Raw genomic sequence first — 16,607 nt, 5'->3', positions numbered from 1 at the left:
ACGGGCGCGACCCCTGCTCCGGCCACGCTGCCGGAAGGGGTCACGCCCGTCGTGTCTAGGGGTCAGCGATCAGTCCCGGAGGAACGCGCCGTCCCTGGCCCCGGCGACGAAGGCGTGCCAGCCTGCCGGAGCGAAGACCAGGTTGGGACCGCTCTTGTCCTTCGAGTCCCGCACCCCGACCGCCCCGGTCACGTACGCCACCTCCACGCAGTTGTCACAGTTCGGCCCGCTCTTCGAGCTCTTGAACCACGTCGCCCGCGTCAGGTCCCCACGGAACCCCTTGGTCGCCATTTCCACAACGGCTCCTCTGCCAGTTTTGCGATTTGTGCGATGGATTCCTCCGGGCGCATGGCCGCTGCTCGAACATGATCGAAGATGAAGCTGTACTTCTGTAGCTCGTCGCTCTTCTCCAGGAAGAGCCCACCCGTGGCGTTCTCCGCGTACACGACATCCGGATCATTGGCTTCTGGGAAGCTGAGGATGGTGAAGGTGCCGTCCATGCCGGCGTGCGCCCCGACCGAGAACGGCAGGATCTGAAGCGTCACGTTCGGCAGCTCCGCCACCTCCACCAGCCGCTTGAGCTGACCACGCATCACCGCGTCGCCGCCCACCGGCCGGCTCAGCACCGCCTCATCGAGCACCACCCACAGATCGACCGGATCGTCCTGGGTCAACAACGACTGACGGCCCAGTCGGACACGCACCCGTTGCTGGACCTGTTCGGCGGTGAAGTCCGGCCGGGCGGCGCGGATCATCGCCGAGGCGTACTCCTCGGTCTCCAGCAGGCCCGGGACGACCTGCTGCTCGTACTGCCGGATGGAGCTGGCGGCCGACTCCAGGCCGACGTACGCCCCGACCAGCACGGTGCTGTAGGGGTGCCACCAGCCCTTCTGCCGGGCCTCCCGGGCGATCTGCACCAGCTCGTCGCTCTCCGCGCCGGACACTCCGTAGATCAGCAGCATGTCGCGGACGTCGCGCGGGGTGGCGGTGGTGTGGCCGGTCTCGATCCTGGAGATCTTCGACGCCGAGCACTCCAGCCGTTCGGCCACCGCCTCGATGGTGATGCGCGCGGCGTCGCGGTGCCGGCGCAGTTCGGCGCCGAGCCGGCGACGGCGGATGGTCGGGCTGCGCCGCTCGCTCACGACGCCCCCCGGCGGCCCACTGGGCCGAATCGCTCGCTGCTCGCCCTCACCCGGTTACCTCCGGTCGGTCGCGCCTGGGGTCGACGCCCGCCGGGGGCGCGACCGTCGGAACGGCGGGCGAGCGTTCGCGGCAGGGGTGATGGTGCCGGTCGTCGACCGGCCGCGACGGGCGAAACCGGCGTCCAGTGTGCCGGTCCGGGGACAGCGGCATCAAGCGTCTATTTCCGCGAGCCGCTCACGTATCGGCAAAAGTCGACATGCAACTTGCATGAAGCACGACACTCATGCAATCTGTCCGTAGGGCTCGAATCACTCACCGTTCCGGTCGGCCGCCGGAACGGGACGATCCGCCGACGGGTGGGCGTCCGGTCGAGGGATACCAGCCCGGCACCGCACGACAAGATCCGCTCCGGGCGAGGACCCCGCTGCCGCACGTCAGGGTGACTGTGGCGGCGGGCGCGACGACCTGGAGCGGCGGGGTGCTGGTCGGGTGCTGGCACGCCACCAACGCGCCCGGCCCGACCAGCATCACCAGCGCCGCCGGTTCACGAGGCACAACCCCGTCACCAGGCGAGACATCCCCCGAAACACCAGCCACCGGCGTGCCCGCCGGCCGATCTCCCAGGAGAACTCTGTGCTTCCCCGCTCAGGTGACGTGCTGCACGTGACGCGCGCGGCGAGTGTCCAGTTCCTCAAACCGATCATGTTCCGCGTGATCCGGGTGCTCGACTGGCCCACCTACGACGGTTGGATGTGGCTCGAAGGCTACGAGCTGAACGCGGCGGGGGACGCGGTCAGCCGGCGTTCGATCTACGTGCAGGCCGCGGGGCTGCGCCAGCTCCGGGCCGCCGCCCAACCCCGGCAGCGCACCGTCCCCGTCCGGCAGCGCCGCCCCGTGGTGCGTACCCCCGCCCGGGTCGGCTGACCAGCCGAAACCCGTCCCGGTGGGCGTGCCACCGCCATAGAATCGGTACGCCCACCCCGGCGAACGTCTCCACCCCGCGCGTCCCGGACCCTGAACCTGGGATGGTCATGGTCATACTGCCCGCCGCGCGGCGGCACCACAGGTCCCGTACGATCTACGCCTTCGGGCTGCTGGCGATCCTCGGCGCCGCCACCACCCTCGGGGTGGTGGTCCGCTACCCGACCCTGTCGGCCACCGAGCTGGCCGCGCCGGTCCCCGCGCCGGAGATCACCGTCATCGACGAGGACCCGGAGCCCGACTGGGCCGCCCCGGCGGATCCACCGGCCGTCCCGGGCCCCGTCGGTGCGGGAGCGGACGCGGCGGGCGTGCCGACCGGTCCACCGGCCGGCGCGGGGGCCGGCGCCGGAACGGACCCGGTGGTCGAGGCCGGGCGGGCCGCGGCGGGGCCCACCTCCCAGCGGGACGAGACGAGCCGCTCCCTGTTCTGGTCCGGCCTCCTCGGGCTCGCCATCTCCCTGGCCGGGCTGGGCCTGGTCGGCACCAGACGCCGCATGTGGTGACCGGCGCCGGGCCCGGAGCGCGGTGGCCGAACCCCGGTGCCGGGCGTGACGACCGGATCCGCCGTCAGGGGGTCGGGGTCGCCGGGGTCGTCGGGGCCGCCGCGCTGCTCGTCGGTGCCGGTGCCGCCGCGACCACCAGGATGACCTGATCGCCGGCCGGCACCAGCGCCCCCGCCTCCGGGTCGGTCTCCAGCACCGTGCCGGTTGGCCGGTCGGACTCGCGGGTCTCGACGCGGTGGTCGACCCCGATCCGGTCCAGGATCCGCTCAGCCGTCGCCAGGGGCAGCCCCACCAGCGGCGGCATCGGCACCCCGGCCGGGGTCGTGGCCGGCGGCGTCGTCGGGGTGGGGGACGGCCCACCGGTCGTCGCCTCGGTCGTCGGTGCCCCGGTCGTCGTCGGTGCCGAGGTCGGGCCCGCCGACGGCGTCTCCTCGGGGCCGGTGCCGCCGCCGGACGACAGGGCCAGCCAGAAGCCGACGCCTAGCAGGCCGAGCAGCAGCAGCGCCACGACACCGAGCAGGATCGGCGTCCACCAGCGCCGGCCGGGCTGCTCCTCGGCGTACCACTCGTCGGTCGGGGGCCCGTACTCCGCCGGTCGGGGCGGCGGCACCCCGGCCCGACCGGACCACACCTGCCCGCCGGCCGGCTTCGGCCGGGCGTCGTCACCGGGCTTCGGCAGCGGCCGGGTCTGGTCACCGGCGTCGTCGGGGGGCGGGTCCTGGCGGTCGTCGCTCATGGCACGTCCTCTCCCACACCGGGCGGGTGGCTGGCCCTCCCATCCACGCTAACCGCTGTGGGCCAGCGCGGCCGGGACCGGCGCGGCGAGCCGCCGTCACGGGGTGGGCGGCGGCTCCGCGCTCGGCTCGCCGGGCTCCTCGCCGCAGGTCAGGGCCACCTTGTCGTTCCAGTGCGCCGTGCTGTCGGCCGCCGGTGCCTGGGCCGTGACGACGCCGGTCCGGCCCGTCGGATAGCCGGGGTAGAGGCCCTCCTCGACCAGGTCCTCGGCCGCGTCGTCGCAGTCGTCGCCGACCAGGTCGGGGACGCTGACCTCGGGTGCGGGCCCGGCGACGTACAGCGCGACGGTCGTGCCCCGCGACACGGGGGAGCCGACGGGCGGGTCGGTGCGCCGCACGTCCCGCCCCGACTCCGCGCCGAAGACCAGCCGCCAGCCCAGCCGCAGGTCCCGCAGCTCGTCCCGCGCGTCCTCGAAGTCCGTGCCCACCACGGGCGGGACGGTCAGCCCGGTGGAGCGGGTGGGCGCGGTGGTCCGGGTCGCCGGCGCGGTCGTCCGGGCCGGCGACGACGGGGCCTCGGAGGGGGGTGCCGTGGCCGAGACGTCGGGCTGCGCGGCCGGGAGGCCGGACGACGGGTCGTCCTCCCCGGCCAGCAGCCAGCCACCGGCCGCGCCGACCAGCGCGAGGAGCGCGACGGCCAGGCCGCCGCCCAGCAGCTTGGCCGACCGGCCCGAGCCGGCCGCGTCGGCCTCGTCGGGGTACGCCTCCCCCACGGTGTTCCCGTCCGTCACAGCGCCCACCACCTCATCACGGCGACCGTACCGGGGGCACGCCAGGTACCCCGGCGCGGGTTCCCCGCCACGACTCGCCGGGCAGCCCCCGGGGCGTTACGCTGCCCGGCATGGCCAGACGGGGCTGGGGAGGATCGATCGCCACCGCGATCGGTGTCGCTGCCGGCGCGGGCGCCGCCCAACTGGGCTTCGGCTACGGGCTGGGCATCATCAACTGGTCGGCGTCGGGCGTCGACGCGGGCGAGGCGGCGTGGGTGGCGAGCCTCGCGTGGGCGACCTGGATCTCGGCCACCTCGACGATCGCGGGCGCGGTCTGCGCCCAGCGGCTACGGCGTCCCGTCGCCCGGGGAGCAGACCGGGCCGCGACCGCCCCGGACGGGGTCACGACCGACGCGGAGCCGACCGCCACCGCCCAGCCGACCGATACTGCGGAGCCCACCGCCACCGCCGAGCCCGCCGCCACCGCCGAGCCCACCGCCACTGCCGAGCCGGCCGCCCCGGAGCCGGCTCCGGCGCCGGGCACCCCGGCACCGGCCGCCGCTCGCGGGCCGGAGGTGGTCGACCCGGGGCCGGACGTGGTCGACGCCGTCGACCCGGTCGCCGGGCCGGGGCCGACCGGCCCACCCCGGCCGGCGGGAGCGCTCGTGCTGGCGCTGGCCGCTGCGGTCGGCGCGCTGGTCACCGTGCTGCTGGTGGCCGTGCCGGCACGGATGGCGGACGTGCCCGGCGTCGCCGCACCGCAGGCCATGGCCGCCGGGTACGCCGGAACGGGCCTGTTCCTCGGGCTGCTCGTGGCGGTCTGGGCGCTGCGCTCGCCCGCTGCGGCGGCCAACGTGATCGCTACCGCCGGCTGGCTCTGGCTTCTCGCCGTGGTCGCCGTGGTGGACGGGGTGCTCGCCGGGCGCGGGCTGACCACCGCCCAGCTCGGGATCTGGCAGCTCAGCGCCGACCGGCCCGACTTCTGGATCCGGGACTGGTTCTACTGGCCCGGCGCGTCGCTGGCGCTCGGCTCGGCGCTGCTGATCGGGGCACTGGGCGCGCGGCGTGCCGCCCGGTCGGCGGAGCACCGGCTCGGGGCGGCGGCCTCCGGCGGGGCCGGCCCGGTCCTCGTCGCGCTGGCGTACCTGCTGGTCGTGCCCGGCCTGAGCACGCTCGGCCGGGAGCAGGTGTCGGCGCACCTGGTCGCCCCGTACGCCGTGGTGGTGGGTTTCGCCGGCTCGGTGCTGACGGCGGCGCTCGCCCAGCGCTCCGCGACCCGCCGGAGTGCCGGGCGCGACCTCGCGGGGCAGGCGGCCGGGTCCTCGAAGCCGACGACGGGCGGACGCGGCTCCGCCGCGCCGGCCGTGCTGCCCCGGCAGCGCTCCGGTGCGGCCGGGGAGGCCGGGAAGGCCGGGAAGGCGACCGCGACGACCGGCCCCGGGCCGGCCCGGCTGGTCGACACGGAGGCCGACCAGCCGGCGTGATCAACCTTGTGCCGGCGGCGTGGTGGTGGTCCGGCCGCTGGCGAGGTGGCGGGTCGGTCAGTCGACCGGCCAGGTGTGCACCGGTTCGTTCTTCCGCTGCAACTCCGCGTAGCGCTGCACCATGTGACGCAGGGCCGCGTCGCGTTCCATGCCCCGGTGGTGCTCGGCCGCCCAGACCGTCTCGGTCTGCCAGACCGCGCCGTTACGGCCGGTGCGGCAGCGCTGCTCGATGATGCCGAGCAGGCGGTCCCGCTCGGCGGGCGCGACGCCGAAGCGGTCCAGCCCGGTGGCCGCCGTCGGCAGCAGGGTGTCGAGCACCAGCTTGGTCACCGGCACCTCCCCGAGGCGCGGCCAGTGCAGGACGGCGTCCATCCCGCGCCGGGCGGCGGCGTGGAAGTTCTCCTCGGCGGAGCTGAAGGTGAGCTGGCTCCAGATCGGCCGGTCCGCCTCGGCCAGGCCCCGCGCCAGGCCGAAGTAGAAGGCGGCGTTCGCGAGCATGTCGACCACGGTCGGGCCGGCGGGCAGCACCCGGTTCTCCACGCGCAGGTGGGGCCGGCCGTTCATGATGTCGTAGACGGGCCGGTTCCAGCGGTAGACCGTGCCGTTGTGCAGCCGGAGTTCCGCCAGCTCGGGCACGCCCCCGGCGTGCAGGACCTCGACCGGGTCCTCGTCCTCGCAGATCGGCAGCAGCGGCGGGAAGTAGCGGACGTTCTCCTCGAAAAGGTCGAAGATCGACGTGATCCAGCGCTCGCCGAACCAGACCCGGGGGCGTACGCCCTGGGCCTTCAGCTCGTCGGGGCGGGTGTCGGTGGCCTGCTGGAACAGGGCGATCCGGGTCTCGGCCCAGAGCTGCCGGCCGTACAGGTAGGGGGAGTTCGCCCCGACGGCCACCTGGACGCCCGCGATGGCCTGGGAGGCGTTCCAGTAGTCGGCGAAGCTGTCCGGGGCGACCTGGAGGTGGAACTGGAGGCTCGTGCAGGCGGCCTCCGGCGCGATGGAGTCGGTGTGCGTCCGGAGCCGTTCGACGCCGCGGATGTCCAGCTCGATGTCCTCGCCCCGGGCACCGACGATCTGGTCGTTGAGCACCCGGTACCGGGCGGCGGTGGAGAGGTTGTCGGCCACCAGGTGCCGCTCGGTCAGTGTGGGCAGGATGCCGACCAGGACGATCCGCGCGTCGGACGACGCCGCCCGCGCGTCGGCCCGGTCCAGGCTGCTGCGCAGGTCACGCTCGTAGTCGGCGAAGCCGGCGCCCTCGATGAGCCGGGGCTCGGCGTTCAGCTCCAGGTTGAACCGCCCCAACTCGGTCTGGAAGAGCGGGTCGGCGATGTCCGCGAGGATCTCGTCGTTGCGCATCGCCGGCTCGGCGGCCGGGTCCATCAGGTTGAGCTCGATCTCCAGCCCGGTCATCGGCCGGTCGGCGTCGAAGCCGAAGTCGTCCAGCATCAACGCGAAGACGTCCAGGCACCTCCGGACCTTCTGCCGGTAGTGGAGCCTGTCCTCTCGGGAGAAGGCGCCCTGCTCGACGTCCCTGCCCATGTGTCCTCCCGGCGCGAGGCGCGGCGGGGCCTGCCGCCCGCAGCGCACATTGTGAACCTTCTACGGTAAAAGCACCCCCCGCGCCGGGCCAGAGGCCGACGCCGGACGGTCACCTCTGCGGCGACCGCGACCGGCCTGGAACGCGCTCCCGACCGCCTCTCTACCCAGGTGGCGGCGCGCGCCACCGCCCCCGCGAAGGGGCCGACCGTGACAATTCGCACGCTCCCGCCGAAGGGACTCCGGCGGGACCGGCCGTGACCCGCACCGGGGAGCGGCATCCGACGTCGAAAGCGCGAGGCGACCCGCCGGGGCACGACCGGACGGCCACCGGCACGCCGGGACGAGTGGCCTGCTGCCCGGGGATCGGCCGGGGGCCGGACCACCGGCCGGACGGCGGAACGGCCGCGGGCCCGCGTCGACTGGTGCGACGCGGGCCCGGGTCTCGTGGAGCGGGGCGGTCAGGCCTGGCGGACGCCCTCGCCCTCGATCTCGATCTTGATCTTCTTGCCGACCAGCACGCCGCCGGTCTCCAGGGCGACGTTCCAGGTGAGGCCGAAGTCCTCGCGGTCGATCTCGGTGCTGGCGGAGAAGCCGAAGATGTCCTGGCCGAACGGGCTGCGGCCCACGCCCTCGAACTCGACCTCCAGCTCCACCGGACGCGTCACGCCCTTGATGGTCAGCTCACCGGTGAGGACGAACTCGTTGCCGTCCCGGGACTTCACGCCCGTGCTGCGGTACTCCAGGGTCGGGAAGGCCTCGGCGTCCAGGAACTCGGGGCTGCGCAGGTGGGCGTCCCGGTCGGCCTGGGCGGTGCTGATGCTGGCGGCCTGGATGGTCGCGGAGACCGAGGACTGCATCGGGTCCTCGGCGATGGTGATGGTGGCGGTCGCGTCGGCGAACTCGCCGCGCACCTTGCTGACCATCATGTGCCGGGCGACGAACCCGACCCGCTTGTGGGCGACGTCCAGCAGGTAGGTGCCGGCCGCCGGGATCGTGAGGCCCTCCCACTCGCGGGTAACCGATCCGTTGCTGCTGGTCATGGTGCTGTCCTCCAGGAGAGATTGTTCAGTGACCCAACGACTGACCGAGCAACTATAGACAGAGCAATATTCCGTGTGTCAAGTATTGCTATGATGAACTCGTGGACCAGAACGTGTTCGACGACCCCCGGATCACCGCCGTCGGTCTCCTCGTCGAGGCGCACGCCGGGCTGTCGGCCCGGTTCGCCGCCCAGTTCGAGGAGCACGGGCTCTCTCCGGTCGAGTTCGAGGTGCTCACCCGCCTCGCCCGCTCGCCCGGCAACCAGCTGCGCATGACCGACCTGGCAGCGCAGACCTCGCTCTCCACCAGCGGGGTGACCCGGGTGGTGGACCGGATGGAACGCGACGGCCTGCTCTGCCGCCGGGCCTGCCCGTCCGACCGGCGCAGCTCGTACGCGGTGGTCACCGCCGCCGGGTTGCAGCGGCTGGACCAGACCCTCCCCGGGCACCTGCGGATCATCGAGGAGTGGTTCATCGGCCAGTTGCAGCCGGAGGAGCTGCGCTCCCTCCTCCACGGCCTGCGCCGCGTACGCGATGCGGTGCACCCGGGCGCGACCGCCGGCAGCACCGACCCGGTCCCGACGGAAGCCACCTCCTCCTGACCACCCGGCGGACGGGCCGGAGGCACCGGCAGAAAGACCGGCAGAACCGCCCACCCGCCGGCAACAAACCGGATTAAGCAGACAAGTCACACCGCCGGGGGTGGCTACTGTTCTCTCAGCGGGGGCGCACCGGGGGGTGCCGGCGCGAGCGATGAGCGAGGGGTAAAACCAGGGGGCTTCTTCGCTCGCGCCGCCCCCGCGTCAACATTTCCGGGCACGCCCGGTCGGCTCGGGTCGGCCGGGCCGCCGCAGCGGTGCCAGCAGCGCATCTTCCCGGGGCAGCAGGCTGATCCCGCTCTGCCGACAGGCGGCGTCGAGGCGGTCGAGCACGGCCGCGTCCCGGGTGCTCGCCGCGAGCCCGACGAGCGCCTCCACCAGTTCCCGCCGGTCCTGGCCGGCGACGTTTCCCTCCGCTGCGGCGGCGAACCACTCGGCCGCCAGCTCACCGTCGGCCCGGTGCAGGGCGATGTTCGCCTCGATGAGCGCGCAGATCCCGTCCTCGAACCGGGCCTCCCCCGGCCGGCCGCGCAGCGGCTCGGCACCGAGCGCCGCGTCACCGGCCGCGCAGGTGCGCAGACCCGCCAGCACCTCGGCCGCCTCGTCGGGACGCCCGTCCTGGGCCAGCGCCAGGCCGATCGTGCCGAGGGCCCGCCGCCGGTGCCCCGGGTCGCCGACCTCCACCAGCCCGGCGGCCACCCGGCGGCCCTGCTCCACGGCGTCGGCGTACCGGCCCTCCAGCCGGGTGACCTCGGCCAGGTTGGCCCGGGCCAACACGCGCAGCCGCCGCTCGCCGGACTGGGCGGCCAGCCGGTCCATCGCGGCCAGGCGACGCCGCGCCCCGGCCAGGTCACCCACCCGGACGTCGTGCCAGGCGAGGCTGTGCTGCGCCACGGCCATGTCGCGCAGCCGCCCGTGCCGGGTGGCCAGGGCGAGGACGGCGGCGGCCTGGTCGCGCGCCTCGTCGTGCCCCCCGGTCGCGCCCAGCAGAGCGCAGAGCACCGCCCGCGCCTCCAGCTCCCCGGCCACGTCACCGGCCCGGTGCAGGATGGCCCAGGCGTCCCGGGCCGCCGGCAGCTCCTGCTCCGCCGCGCCGTGCTCGACGGCGAGCCGGGCCGCGCCCAGCACCGCCCGGGCGCGCAGCCCCGGATCGGCGGCGGCGGTGCGCGGGTCGGCCAGCAGCCGCCGCAGCCACTGCCGCCCGACGACGTCCCGGCCCCGGAACCGCCACCAGCGGGCCAGCCCGACGGCCAGCCGGAGGGCGGTCGACGGGTCGTCGACGGCGGCGTGGGCCAGCGCGGCGGTGATGTCTCCGGTCGCCTCGTCCAGCCGGCGCACCGCCGAGGTCAGCTGCGGGCCGGCCAGGTCGGGGGCCGTCCGGGCCACCAGCCGCGCGAAGACCTCGGCGTGCCGCCGTCGGATGTCGGACCGCTCCCCGGCGCCGATGGCCTGCTCGGCGGCGAACTCCCGCACCGCGTCGAGCAGCCGGAACCGGAACGGACCGGTCCCCCGGACGCTGAGCAGGCCGAGCTGGAGCAACCGGTCCAGCAGTGGCACCGGGTCGATCGAGACCGTGCCCTCCGGGTCGGCGTCGTCGGCCAGCATCTCCTCGGCCAGTTCCACGGACCACCGGTTGCGGAACACGGAGAGCCGACGCAGGGCGGCCCGCTCGTCCGGGGCGAGGAGGCGGTAGCTGGCGGCCACCGCGTCCCGCAGGGTGACCGTCGCCCCACCCCCCGGCGTCCACCCGGGCCCGGGCCGCTGGGCCGGCGAGGTGGCGAGGTCGAGGACCCGGTCGCCGTACCGGTCGAGCAGCTCGTTGAGGTCGAGGATGCGCCCCCGGGCGGCCATCAGCTCGATGGCGAGGGGCAGCCCACCCAGCCGGCGGGCCAGCGCGGCGAGGGCCGGCAACTCGGCCGGGTCCGGCGGCTCCCGCCGCACCCGGGCCAGCCGCGCCGTGAACAGCGCCACCGCCGGGTAGCCGGCCAGGACGTCCGGCCCCGCCGGGTCCAGCTCGGGCGGCGGCACGTCCAGCGGCGGTACGGGCCAGACGCGCTCGCCGGGCACGCCGACCGGGTGCCGCCCGGTGACCAGCACCCGCAGCGTGGGCACCGCCCCCGCGAGCCGGTGCAGCGCCCCGGCCACCGGGTCGGGCGCCCGCTCCACCGCGTCGATCAGCAGCAGCGCCGGACGGGCGGCCAGTCGCACCGCGAGGTCGGACGCGCGGGCCGCACCGAAGGCCGCCGCCGCAGCGGAGAGCACGTCGGCGGGGTCCGAGCCCTCCCCGACGAGCACCCCGGCGACCTCGCCCGGCGACCGTCCGGCCACGGCGTGGGCGACCGCCAGGGCCAGCGCCGTCTTGCCCACCCCCGCCAGCCCGACCAGGCTGACCACGGGCGGGCCGTGGTCCGCGGTGAGCAGCTCGACGAGTTCGGCGACGTCCCGCTCCCGGCCGATCAGCTCGACGGGCGGCGGGAGCGCGATCGGCGTACCCCCGGGGTGGGCGGCCGACGACGGCCCGGCACCGACCGGGTGGGGAACCGCCGGCGGCGGGGCGGCGGGTGGTTCGTCGGCCGCGCGGGCAGGGTCGGCCGGGGCCATCCCCCGGGCGGCGGCGACGAACGCCGCGCGGACGGGCCCGGCGAGGCCGAGGGCACCGGCCAGCAGGTCGACGGTGGTCCGCTGCGGCCGCGCGGACCGGCCCCGCTCCAGGTCGCGGACCGTCCGCACCCCGACCCCGGCGCGGGCGGCCAGCTCGGCCTGGGTGAGGCCGGCGGCGTGCCGGTGCGCGCGCAGCAGGGCGGACAATCCGGTACGACCGTCCGCGCCCGGCGGACGGCCATGATCGGGAGCCATGGGCAGGAAGGGTACGGATCGGGTGTGACGGCCGTCAGCCAACCGTCGCCCTGCCGACGCTGACCGGCACAAATATCCGACAGCGCTTCACGCGGGAGTTTACCGGCGTGAGAGGGGGATCGTTCCCTCCCTCAGGCGTTGATAGGGGTCCTTCCTTTCACAGGCCGAGGTCGCGGGCGATGATCATGCGCTGGACCTCGCTGGTGCCCTCGCCGATCTCCAGGATCTTCGAGTCGCGCCAGAACCGGGCCACCGGGTACTCGTTCATGAAGCCGTAGCCGCCGTGGATCTGGGTGGCCTCCCGGGCGTTGTCCACGGCGACCGTGCTGGCGTGCAGCTTGGCGATCGCCGCCTGCCGCTTGAACGGCTCGCCGGCCAGCATCCGGGCGGCGGCGTCGTAGTAGGCCAGGCGGGCGGTGTGCGCCTTCAGCTCCATGTCGGCGATCTTGAACTGGATGGCCTGGTAGTTGCCGATCGGCTGGCCGAACGCCTGGCGCTGGCTCGCATACTTGATCGACTCGTCGACGCAGCCCTGGGCGAGGCCGACGGCCAGGGCGGCGATGGCGATGCGGCCCTCGTCGAGGATGCGCAGGAACTGGGCGAAGCCCCGGCCCCGCTCGCCGAGCAGGTTGGCCGCCGGCACCCGGCAGTCGTCGAAGGTCAGCTCGTGGGTGTCCGAGGCGGTCCAGCCGACCTTCGAGTAGCCCGGGGCGACCGTGAAGCCGGGGGTGCCCGACGGGACGATGATCGTGGACAGCTCCTTCGACCCGTCCGGCCGGGTGCCCGTGACGGCGGTGACCGTGACCAGGGCGGTGATGTCGGTGCCCGAGTTGGTGATGAACGCCTTCGAGCCGTTGATCACCCACTCGTCGGTGGACTCGTCGAGGACGGCCCGGGTCTGGGTGCCGCCGGCGTCCGACCCGGTGCCGGGCTCGGTGAGGCCGAAGCCGGCGAGGGCCTCGCCGCTGAGCAGCCTCGGCAGCCACCGCTCCTGCTGCTCGGCCGTGCCGAAGCGGAAGATCGGCATCGCGCCGAGGGAGACGGCCGCCTCCAGGGTGATCGCCACGCTGGAGTCGACCCGCGCCAACTCCTCCAGGGCCAGGCAGAGCGCGAAGTAGTCGCCGCCCATGCCGCCGTGCTCCTCGGGGAAGGGCAGGCCGAACAGGCCCATCTTGCCCATCTGCCGGATCACCTCGTACGGGAAGGTGTGCTTCTCGTAGTGCTCGGCGATGACCGGGGCGACCACCTCGCGGGCGAAGTCCCGCACGCTGGACCGCAGCGCCTCTTGCTCCTCGGTGAGCCGGAAGTCCATCGGTTCCTCCTGTACGCAGTCCTCCGTCGGGCGCTCGTGACGCCGACGGGGTGGGTCAGACCGGGGTGACGCCGTGCCGGCGGCGGGAGAAGTGCCGGTCCTTGGTGCGGGCGGCGGCGTACCGGCGGACCAGCTCGGCGCGCAGCTCGTGCGGCTCGACGATCGCGTCGACCACCAGCTCGCTGGCCAGGCGGACGACGTCGATGTCGCGCTCGTACTCGGCGCGCTTGGCGGCGACGAAGGCGGCCCGTTCCGCCTCGTCGGCGATGGCCGCGATCTTGTTGGCGTAGACGGCGTTGACGGCGGCCTCCGCACCCATCACCGCGATCTTCGCGGTGGGCAGGGCGATCGTCGCGTCGGGCTCGAAGCCGGGGCCGGCCATCGCGTAGAGGCCCGCGCCGTACGCCTTGCGGACCACCACGCAGATCTTCGGCACCGTCGCCTCGGAGATCGCCGTGATCATCTTGGCCCCGTGCCGGATGATGCCCTGCTTCTCCACCGCGCTGCCCACCATGAACCCGGGCACGTCGGACAGGAACAGCAGCGGCACGTTGAAGGCGTCGCAGAGCTGCACGAACCGGGTCGCCTTGTCGGCCGAGTCGACGAAGAGCACGCCGCCCTTGAACATCGAGTTGTTGCCGACGACGCCGACGACCTCGCCGTCGAGCCGGCCGAAGCCGATGGTCAGCTCCCTGGCCCAGAGCGCCTGGATCTCGAAGAAGCTGCCGTCGTCGAGCAGGCCCTTGACGTACCGGCGCATGTCGAACGCCTGCCGCTCGCTGGCCGGCACCAGCGCGGCCAGGTCGGCCTTGGCCGGCGCGGGCGTCGCCTCGGCGGCCGGCGGCGGCTGGGTCCAGTTGGCCGGCAGGTAGGACAGGTAGCGGCGGACCACGTCGAGCGCCTCGGCCTCGGTCTTGCAGAGGAAGTGCCCGACGCCGGACTCGGCGCAGTGCACGCGCGCCCCGCCCATCGCCTCCAGGGTGGTCTTCTCGCCGGTCACCATCTCGACCATCCGGTCGGAGCCGAGATACATGCTGGCGTTGCCGTCGACCATCGCCACCACGTCGCAGAACGCCGGGATGTAGGCCCCGCCGGCCGCGCTCGGCCCGAACAGGGCGCACACCTGCGGGATCGAGCCGGAGGCGCGGACCTGGTTCCAGAAGATCTTCCCGGCGCCGCGCCGGCCGGGGAACAGGTCGACCTGGTCGGTGATCCGCGCGCCGGCCGAGTCGACCAGGTAGACCATCGGCACGCCGGTCGAGTAGGCGCGCTCGATGATCCGGATGATCTTTTCGACGGTACGCGCGCCCCAGCTGCCCGCCTTGACCGTGGAGTCGTTGGCCATCAGGCAGACCGGCCGGCCGTCGATGGCGGCGGTGCCGGTGACGACGCCGTCGGCGGGCAGGCCCTCGGCCAGGGCGTTGGCGTAGAGGCCGTCCTCGACGAACGAGCCCTCGTCGACCAGGAGCGCCACCCGTTCGCGGGCGAAGAGCTTGCCCTTGGCGGCGTTGGCCGCGTGGTATTTGTCCGCACCGCCGGCCCGGGCGCGCTTGCGCAGTTGCTCCAGTGCCTCACCGTCGAGCGTCACGCCGACTCCCCATTGCCGCCACCGTGCCGGCCGCCGCACGGGCACGCCGACCACCCTGAACGATCGTTAGGGTATCCCACCCGCCGCCCGATCGGCGACCCCGGGGCGGCCGAACGCCCGACGTGCCACGAATCGAGTGATCGTGATCCAAATATTGAAATGTGTAGATGGTTCTCGTTAGGCTCCCGACACCCCCTCCCGGATTGGAGTCAGCGATGGCCTCACGAATCAGCCGGACCCTGGTCGCGATGGTCGCGACGGCCGGTGCGACCCTCGGCGTCACCCTCGCCAACCCGTCGCCCGCGTCCGCTGCCATGACCATCTGCTACAACACCAGCCAGGCGCCGAGCTACGCCAGCATCGCCAACCAGGCCGCCACGATCTGGAACAACGCCACGTCGAACCTGACGCTCACGGCGAACTGCGGCACCAACCTCCGGATCTACCAGATCACCGGCGGCGGCTCGTACGCGGTGCGGACCAGCCTCGGCAACGGGCGGGTCTACATCGACACCCAGCAGGCCGCGCAGTACAGCCCGCTGCGGATCATGACCCACGAGATCGGGCACATCCTCGGCCTGCCCGACAACTACAACGGCGACTGCGCGCTCCTGATGTCCGGCGGCAGCGCCGGCACGGGCTGCACCAACCCGTACCCGAGCACCGCCGAGGCGAACCGGGTGACCAGCCTGTTCGCCGGCACCCTCAGCGCCACCGAGCGGGGCTCGGACAGCAGCGGGGCGACCGTCTTCCGCGACAGCTGGCCCGCCGCGCTCGCCCCGGTGGGCTGACCGAGCGGGAACACCGGAGGGGCCGGCACACCGCCGGCCCCTCCGCCGCGTCTCCCCGCCCTGTCGACTTTCGCCCTGTCAGGCCGGCAGGGGCGTCAGCCGGGTGCGCGGGCCCGCCCGCAGGACGCCGGAGGGGAGCTTCTTGCCGAGCAACTCCTCGGCCAGCTCCGCCACCTCGACGAGGGCCGCCAGGTCGATGCCGGTGTCGATGCCCATGTCGTGCAGCATGTGCACCGCCTCCTCGGTGGCCAGGTTGCCGCTGGCCCCCGGCGCGTACGGGCAGCCGCCGAGGCCACCGACGCTGGCGTCGAACTCGGTCACCCCCAGCTCCAGAGCCGTCAACAGGTTGGCCAGCGCCGTGCCCCGGGTGTTGTGGAAGTGCAGCAGCACGGGGACGTGCGCGTTGCGGTCGCGTACCGCGCTGATCAGCTCGCGGACCCGGCGCGGTGTGCCCATGCCCGTGGTGTCGCCGAACGCGACCCGGTCCGCGCCGTCGCGGACCACCCGGTCGACGATGCCGGCGACCCGCGCCGGGTCGACGTCCCCCTCGTACGGGCAGCCGAAGCTGGTCGCCACGATCACCTCGGCGGTGGCCCCGGCACCGTGCAGCAGGTCGATCAGCTCGGCGATGTCGTCGAGCGACTCGGCGGTGGACCGGTTGACGTTGCGCCGGTTGTGCGTGTCGCTGGCCGAGACCACCACCTCGATCTCGGTGAACCCGGCCGCCAGGGCCCGCTGCGCGCCCCGGGTGTTCGGGACCAGCGCCGAGTAGCGCACCCCGTCGACCTTCGCCGCCCGCCGCCACACCTCGTCCGCGTCGGCCATCTGCGGGATCGCCTTGGGGTGCACGAACGACACCGCCTCGATGCGGCGCACGCCGGTGCCGGAGAGCGCGTCGATCAACCGCACCTTGGCGTCGGTCGGGATGGGCTCCTCGTTCTGGAGCCCGTCGCGCGGCCCGACCTCCCGGATCGAGACCGCCGCTGGCATCTGGCTCATGGTCACCTCGCTGTGACGTCGGGCCGCCGGGATGCCGCACGCGCCGCCGCCCCTCGTGAGGGCGGCCGACGGGGCGACGCCGGACGGCCAGTGGTCCCTCCAGACAACCAGACCCCCGCGCCCCGCCGCCAGGCCGACCCGCCCCCTGGCTGGCCCCCGACCGCCCCGCCCCGCCCGGCCGCGCCCGCCCTCGAAGTTGACCAAGAGGTTTGCGTCACCGGCAGGCCGGATCCTGACGCAAACCTCTTGATCACCGAGGCGATCGGCGAGG

Annotated in this window: 15 protein-coding genes; 5 read left to right on the top strand and 10 right to left on the bottom strand. The window is 74.2% G+C overall.

The annotated features are described in order from the left end of the window. Positions 1–69: 69 nt before the first annotated feature. Both TK50_RS01825 and TK50_RS01820 read right to left on the bottom strand, forming a co-directional pair. Complete coding sequence (locus tag TK50_RS01825) at positions 70–291, bottom strand: DUF397 domain-containing protein (RefSeq protein ID WP_043961068.1); 222 nt, start codon at positions 289–291, stop codon at positions 70–72. Beyond that, entirely contained in the window at positions 261–1,142 is an 882-nt protein-coding gene (locus TK50_RS01820; RefSeq protein WP_043961067.1) for a helix-turn-helix domain-containing protein, read from the bottom strand. Before TK50_RS01820 ends, TK50_RS01825 begins: the two co-directional genes overlap by 31 nt. Before the next feature lie 634 nt (positions 1,143–1,776). Between TK50_RS01820 and TK50_RS01815 the strand changes: the two genes are divergently transcribed. Continuing rightward, on the top strand, positions 1,777–2,067 hold the full coding sequence (locus TK50_RS01815; protein WP_043961066.1) for a hypothetical protein: 291 nt from the start codon (positions 1,777–1,779) through the stop codon (positions 2,065–2,067). A 107-nt stretch (positions 2,068–2,174) separates the two neighbouring features. Then, entirely contained in the window at positions 2,175–2,627 is a 453-nt protein-coding gene (locus tag TK50_RS01810; RefSeq protein ID WP_043963663.1) for a hypothetical protein, read from the top strand. A gap of 64 nt (positions 2,628–2,691) precedes the next feature. Here TK50_RS01810 and TK50_RS01805 read toward each other — a convergent pair whose 3' ends face one another. Both TK50_RS01805 and TK50_RS01800 read right to left on the bottom strand, forming a co-directional pair. After that, entirely contained in the window at positions 2,692–3,363 is a 672-nt protein-coding gene (locus TK50_RS01805) for a PASTA domain-containing protein (RefSeq protein WP_043961064.1), read from the bottom strand. A 96-nt stretch (positions 3,364–3,459) separates the two neighbouring features. Then, the gene (locus TK50_RS01800; RefSeq protein ID WP_144420127.1) at positions 3,460–4,152 is read right to left on the bottom strand and encodes a PASTA domain-containing protein; all 693 of its coding nucleotides are present in this window, start codon (positions 4,150–4,152) and stop codon (positions 3,460–3,462) included. A gap of 110 nt (positions 4,153–4,262) precedes the next feature. On the opposite strand from TK50_RS01800, the gene TK50_RS34045 reads away from it, so the two are divergent. Next, positions 4,263–5,615: a hypothetical protein gene (locus TK50_RS34045; protein WP_052503571.1), complete on the top strand. Its 1,353-nt coding sequence runs from the start codon at positions 4,263–4,265 to the stop codon at positions 5,613–5,615. Positions 5,616–5,672: 57 nt separating this feature from the next. Here the strand turns inward: TK50_RS34045 and TK50_RS01790 are convergent, their stop codons facing one another. Together TK50_RS01790 and TK50_RS01785 are read right to left on the bottom strand one after the other, a co-directional pair. After that, entirely contained in the window at positions 5,673–7,151 is a 1,479-nt protein-coding gene (locus tag TK50_RS01790) for a glutamate-cysteine ligase family protein (protein WP_043961062.1), read from the bottom strand. Positions 7,152–7,609: 458 nt separating this feature from the next. Continuing rightward, entirely contained in the window at positions 7,610–8,191 is a 582-nt protein-coding gene (locus tag TK50_RS01785; RefSeq protein ID WP_043961061.1) for a YceI family protein, read from the bottom strand. A gap of 101 nt (positions 8,192–8,292) precedes the next feature. Between TK50_RS01785 and TK50_RS01780 the strand changes: the two genes are divergently transcribed. Further along, positions 8,293–8,793: a MarR family winged helix-turn-helix transcriptional regulator gene (locus TK50_RS01780; protein WP_043961060.1), complete on the top strand. Its 501-nt coding sequence runs from the start codon at positions 8,293–8,295 to the stop codon at positions 8,791–8,793. 201 nt (positions 8,794–8,994) lie between these two features. Here TK50_RS01780 and TK50_RS01775 read toward each other — a convergent pair whose 3' ends face one another. The 3 genes from TK50_RS01775 to TK50_RS01765 form a co-directional block, all read right to left on the bottom strand. Then, positions 8,995–11,646 (bottom strand): ATP-binding protein, encoded by a 2,652-nt coding sequence (locus TK50_RS01775; protein ID WP_043961059.1) that lies wholly within the window; start codon positions 11,644–11,646, stop codon positions 8,995–8,997. A gap of 157 nt (positions 11,647–11,803) precedes the next feature. Then, on the bottom strand, positions 11,804–12,958 hold the full coding sequence (locus tag TK50_RS01770; RefSeq protein ID WP_043961058.1) for an acyl-CoA dehydrogenase family protein: 1,155 nt from the start codon (positions 12,956–12,958) through the stop codon (positions 11,804–11,806). 55 nt (positions 12,959–13,013) lie between these two features. After that, on the bottom strand, positions 13,014–14,546 hold the full coding sequence (locus tag TK50_RS01765) for an acyl-CoA carboxylase subunit beta (RefSeq protein ID WP_043963659.1): 1,533 nt from the start codon (positions 14,544–14,546) through the stop codon (positions 13,014–13,016). 215 nt (positions 14,547–14,761) lie between these two features. Here TK50_RS01765 and TK50_RS01760 point away from each other — a divergent pair, with 215 nt between their 5' ends. Further along, a complete protein-coding gene (locus TK50_RS01760) occupies positions 14,762–15,337 on the top strand; it encodes a snapalysin family zinc-dependent metalloprotease (protein WP_043961057.1) in 576 nt (191 codons plus the stop codon). 78 nt (positions 15,338–15,415) lie between these two features. Here the strand turns inward: TK50_RS01760 and TK50_RS01755 are convergent, their stop codons facing one another. Then, on the bottom strand, positions 15,416–16,336 hold the full coding sequence (locus TK50_RS01755; protein WP_043963657.1) for a hydroxymethylglutaryl-CoA lyase: 921 nt from the start codon (positions 16,334–16,336) through the stop codon (positions 15,416–15,418). Positions 16,337–16,607: the final 271 nt, after the last annotated feature.

It is taken from the genome of Micromonospora haikouensis (assembly GCF_000876225.1).
Lineage (GTDB): Bacteria > Actinomycetota > Actinomycetes > Mycobacteriales > Micromonosporaceae > Micromonospora > Micromonospora haikouensis.
Note: the sequence above shows the minus strand (reverse complement) of the source record. Positions and strands in the feature narration are given on the sequence as shown.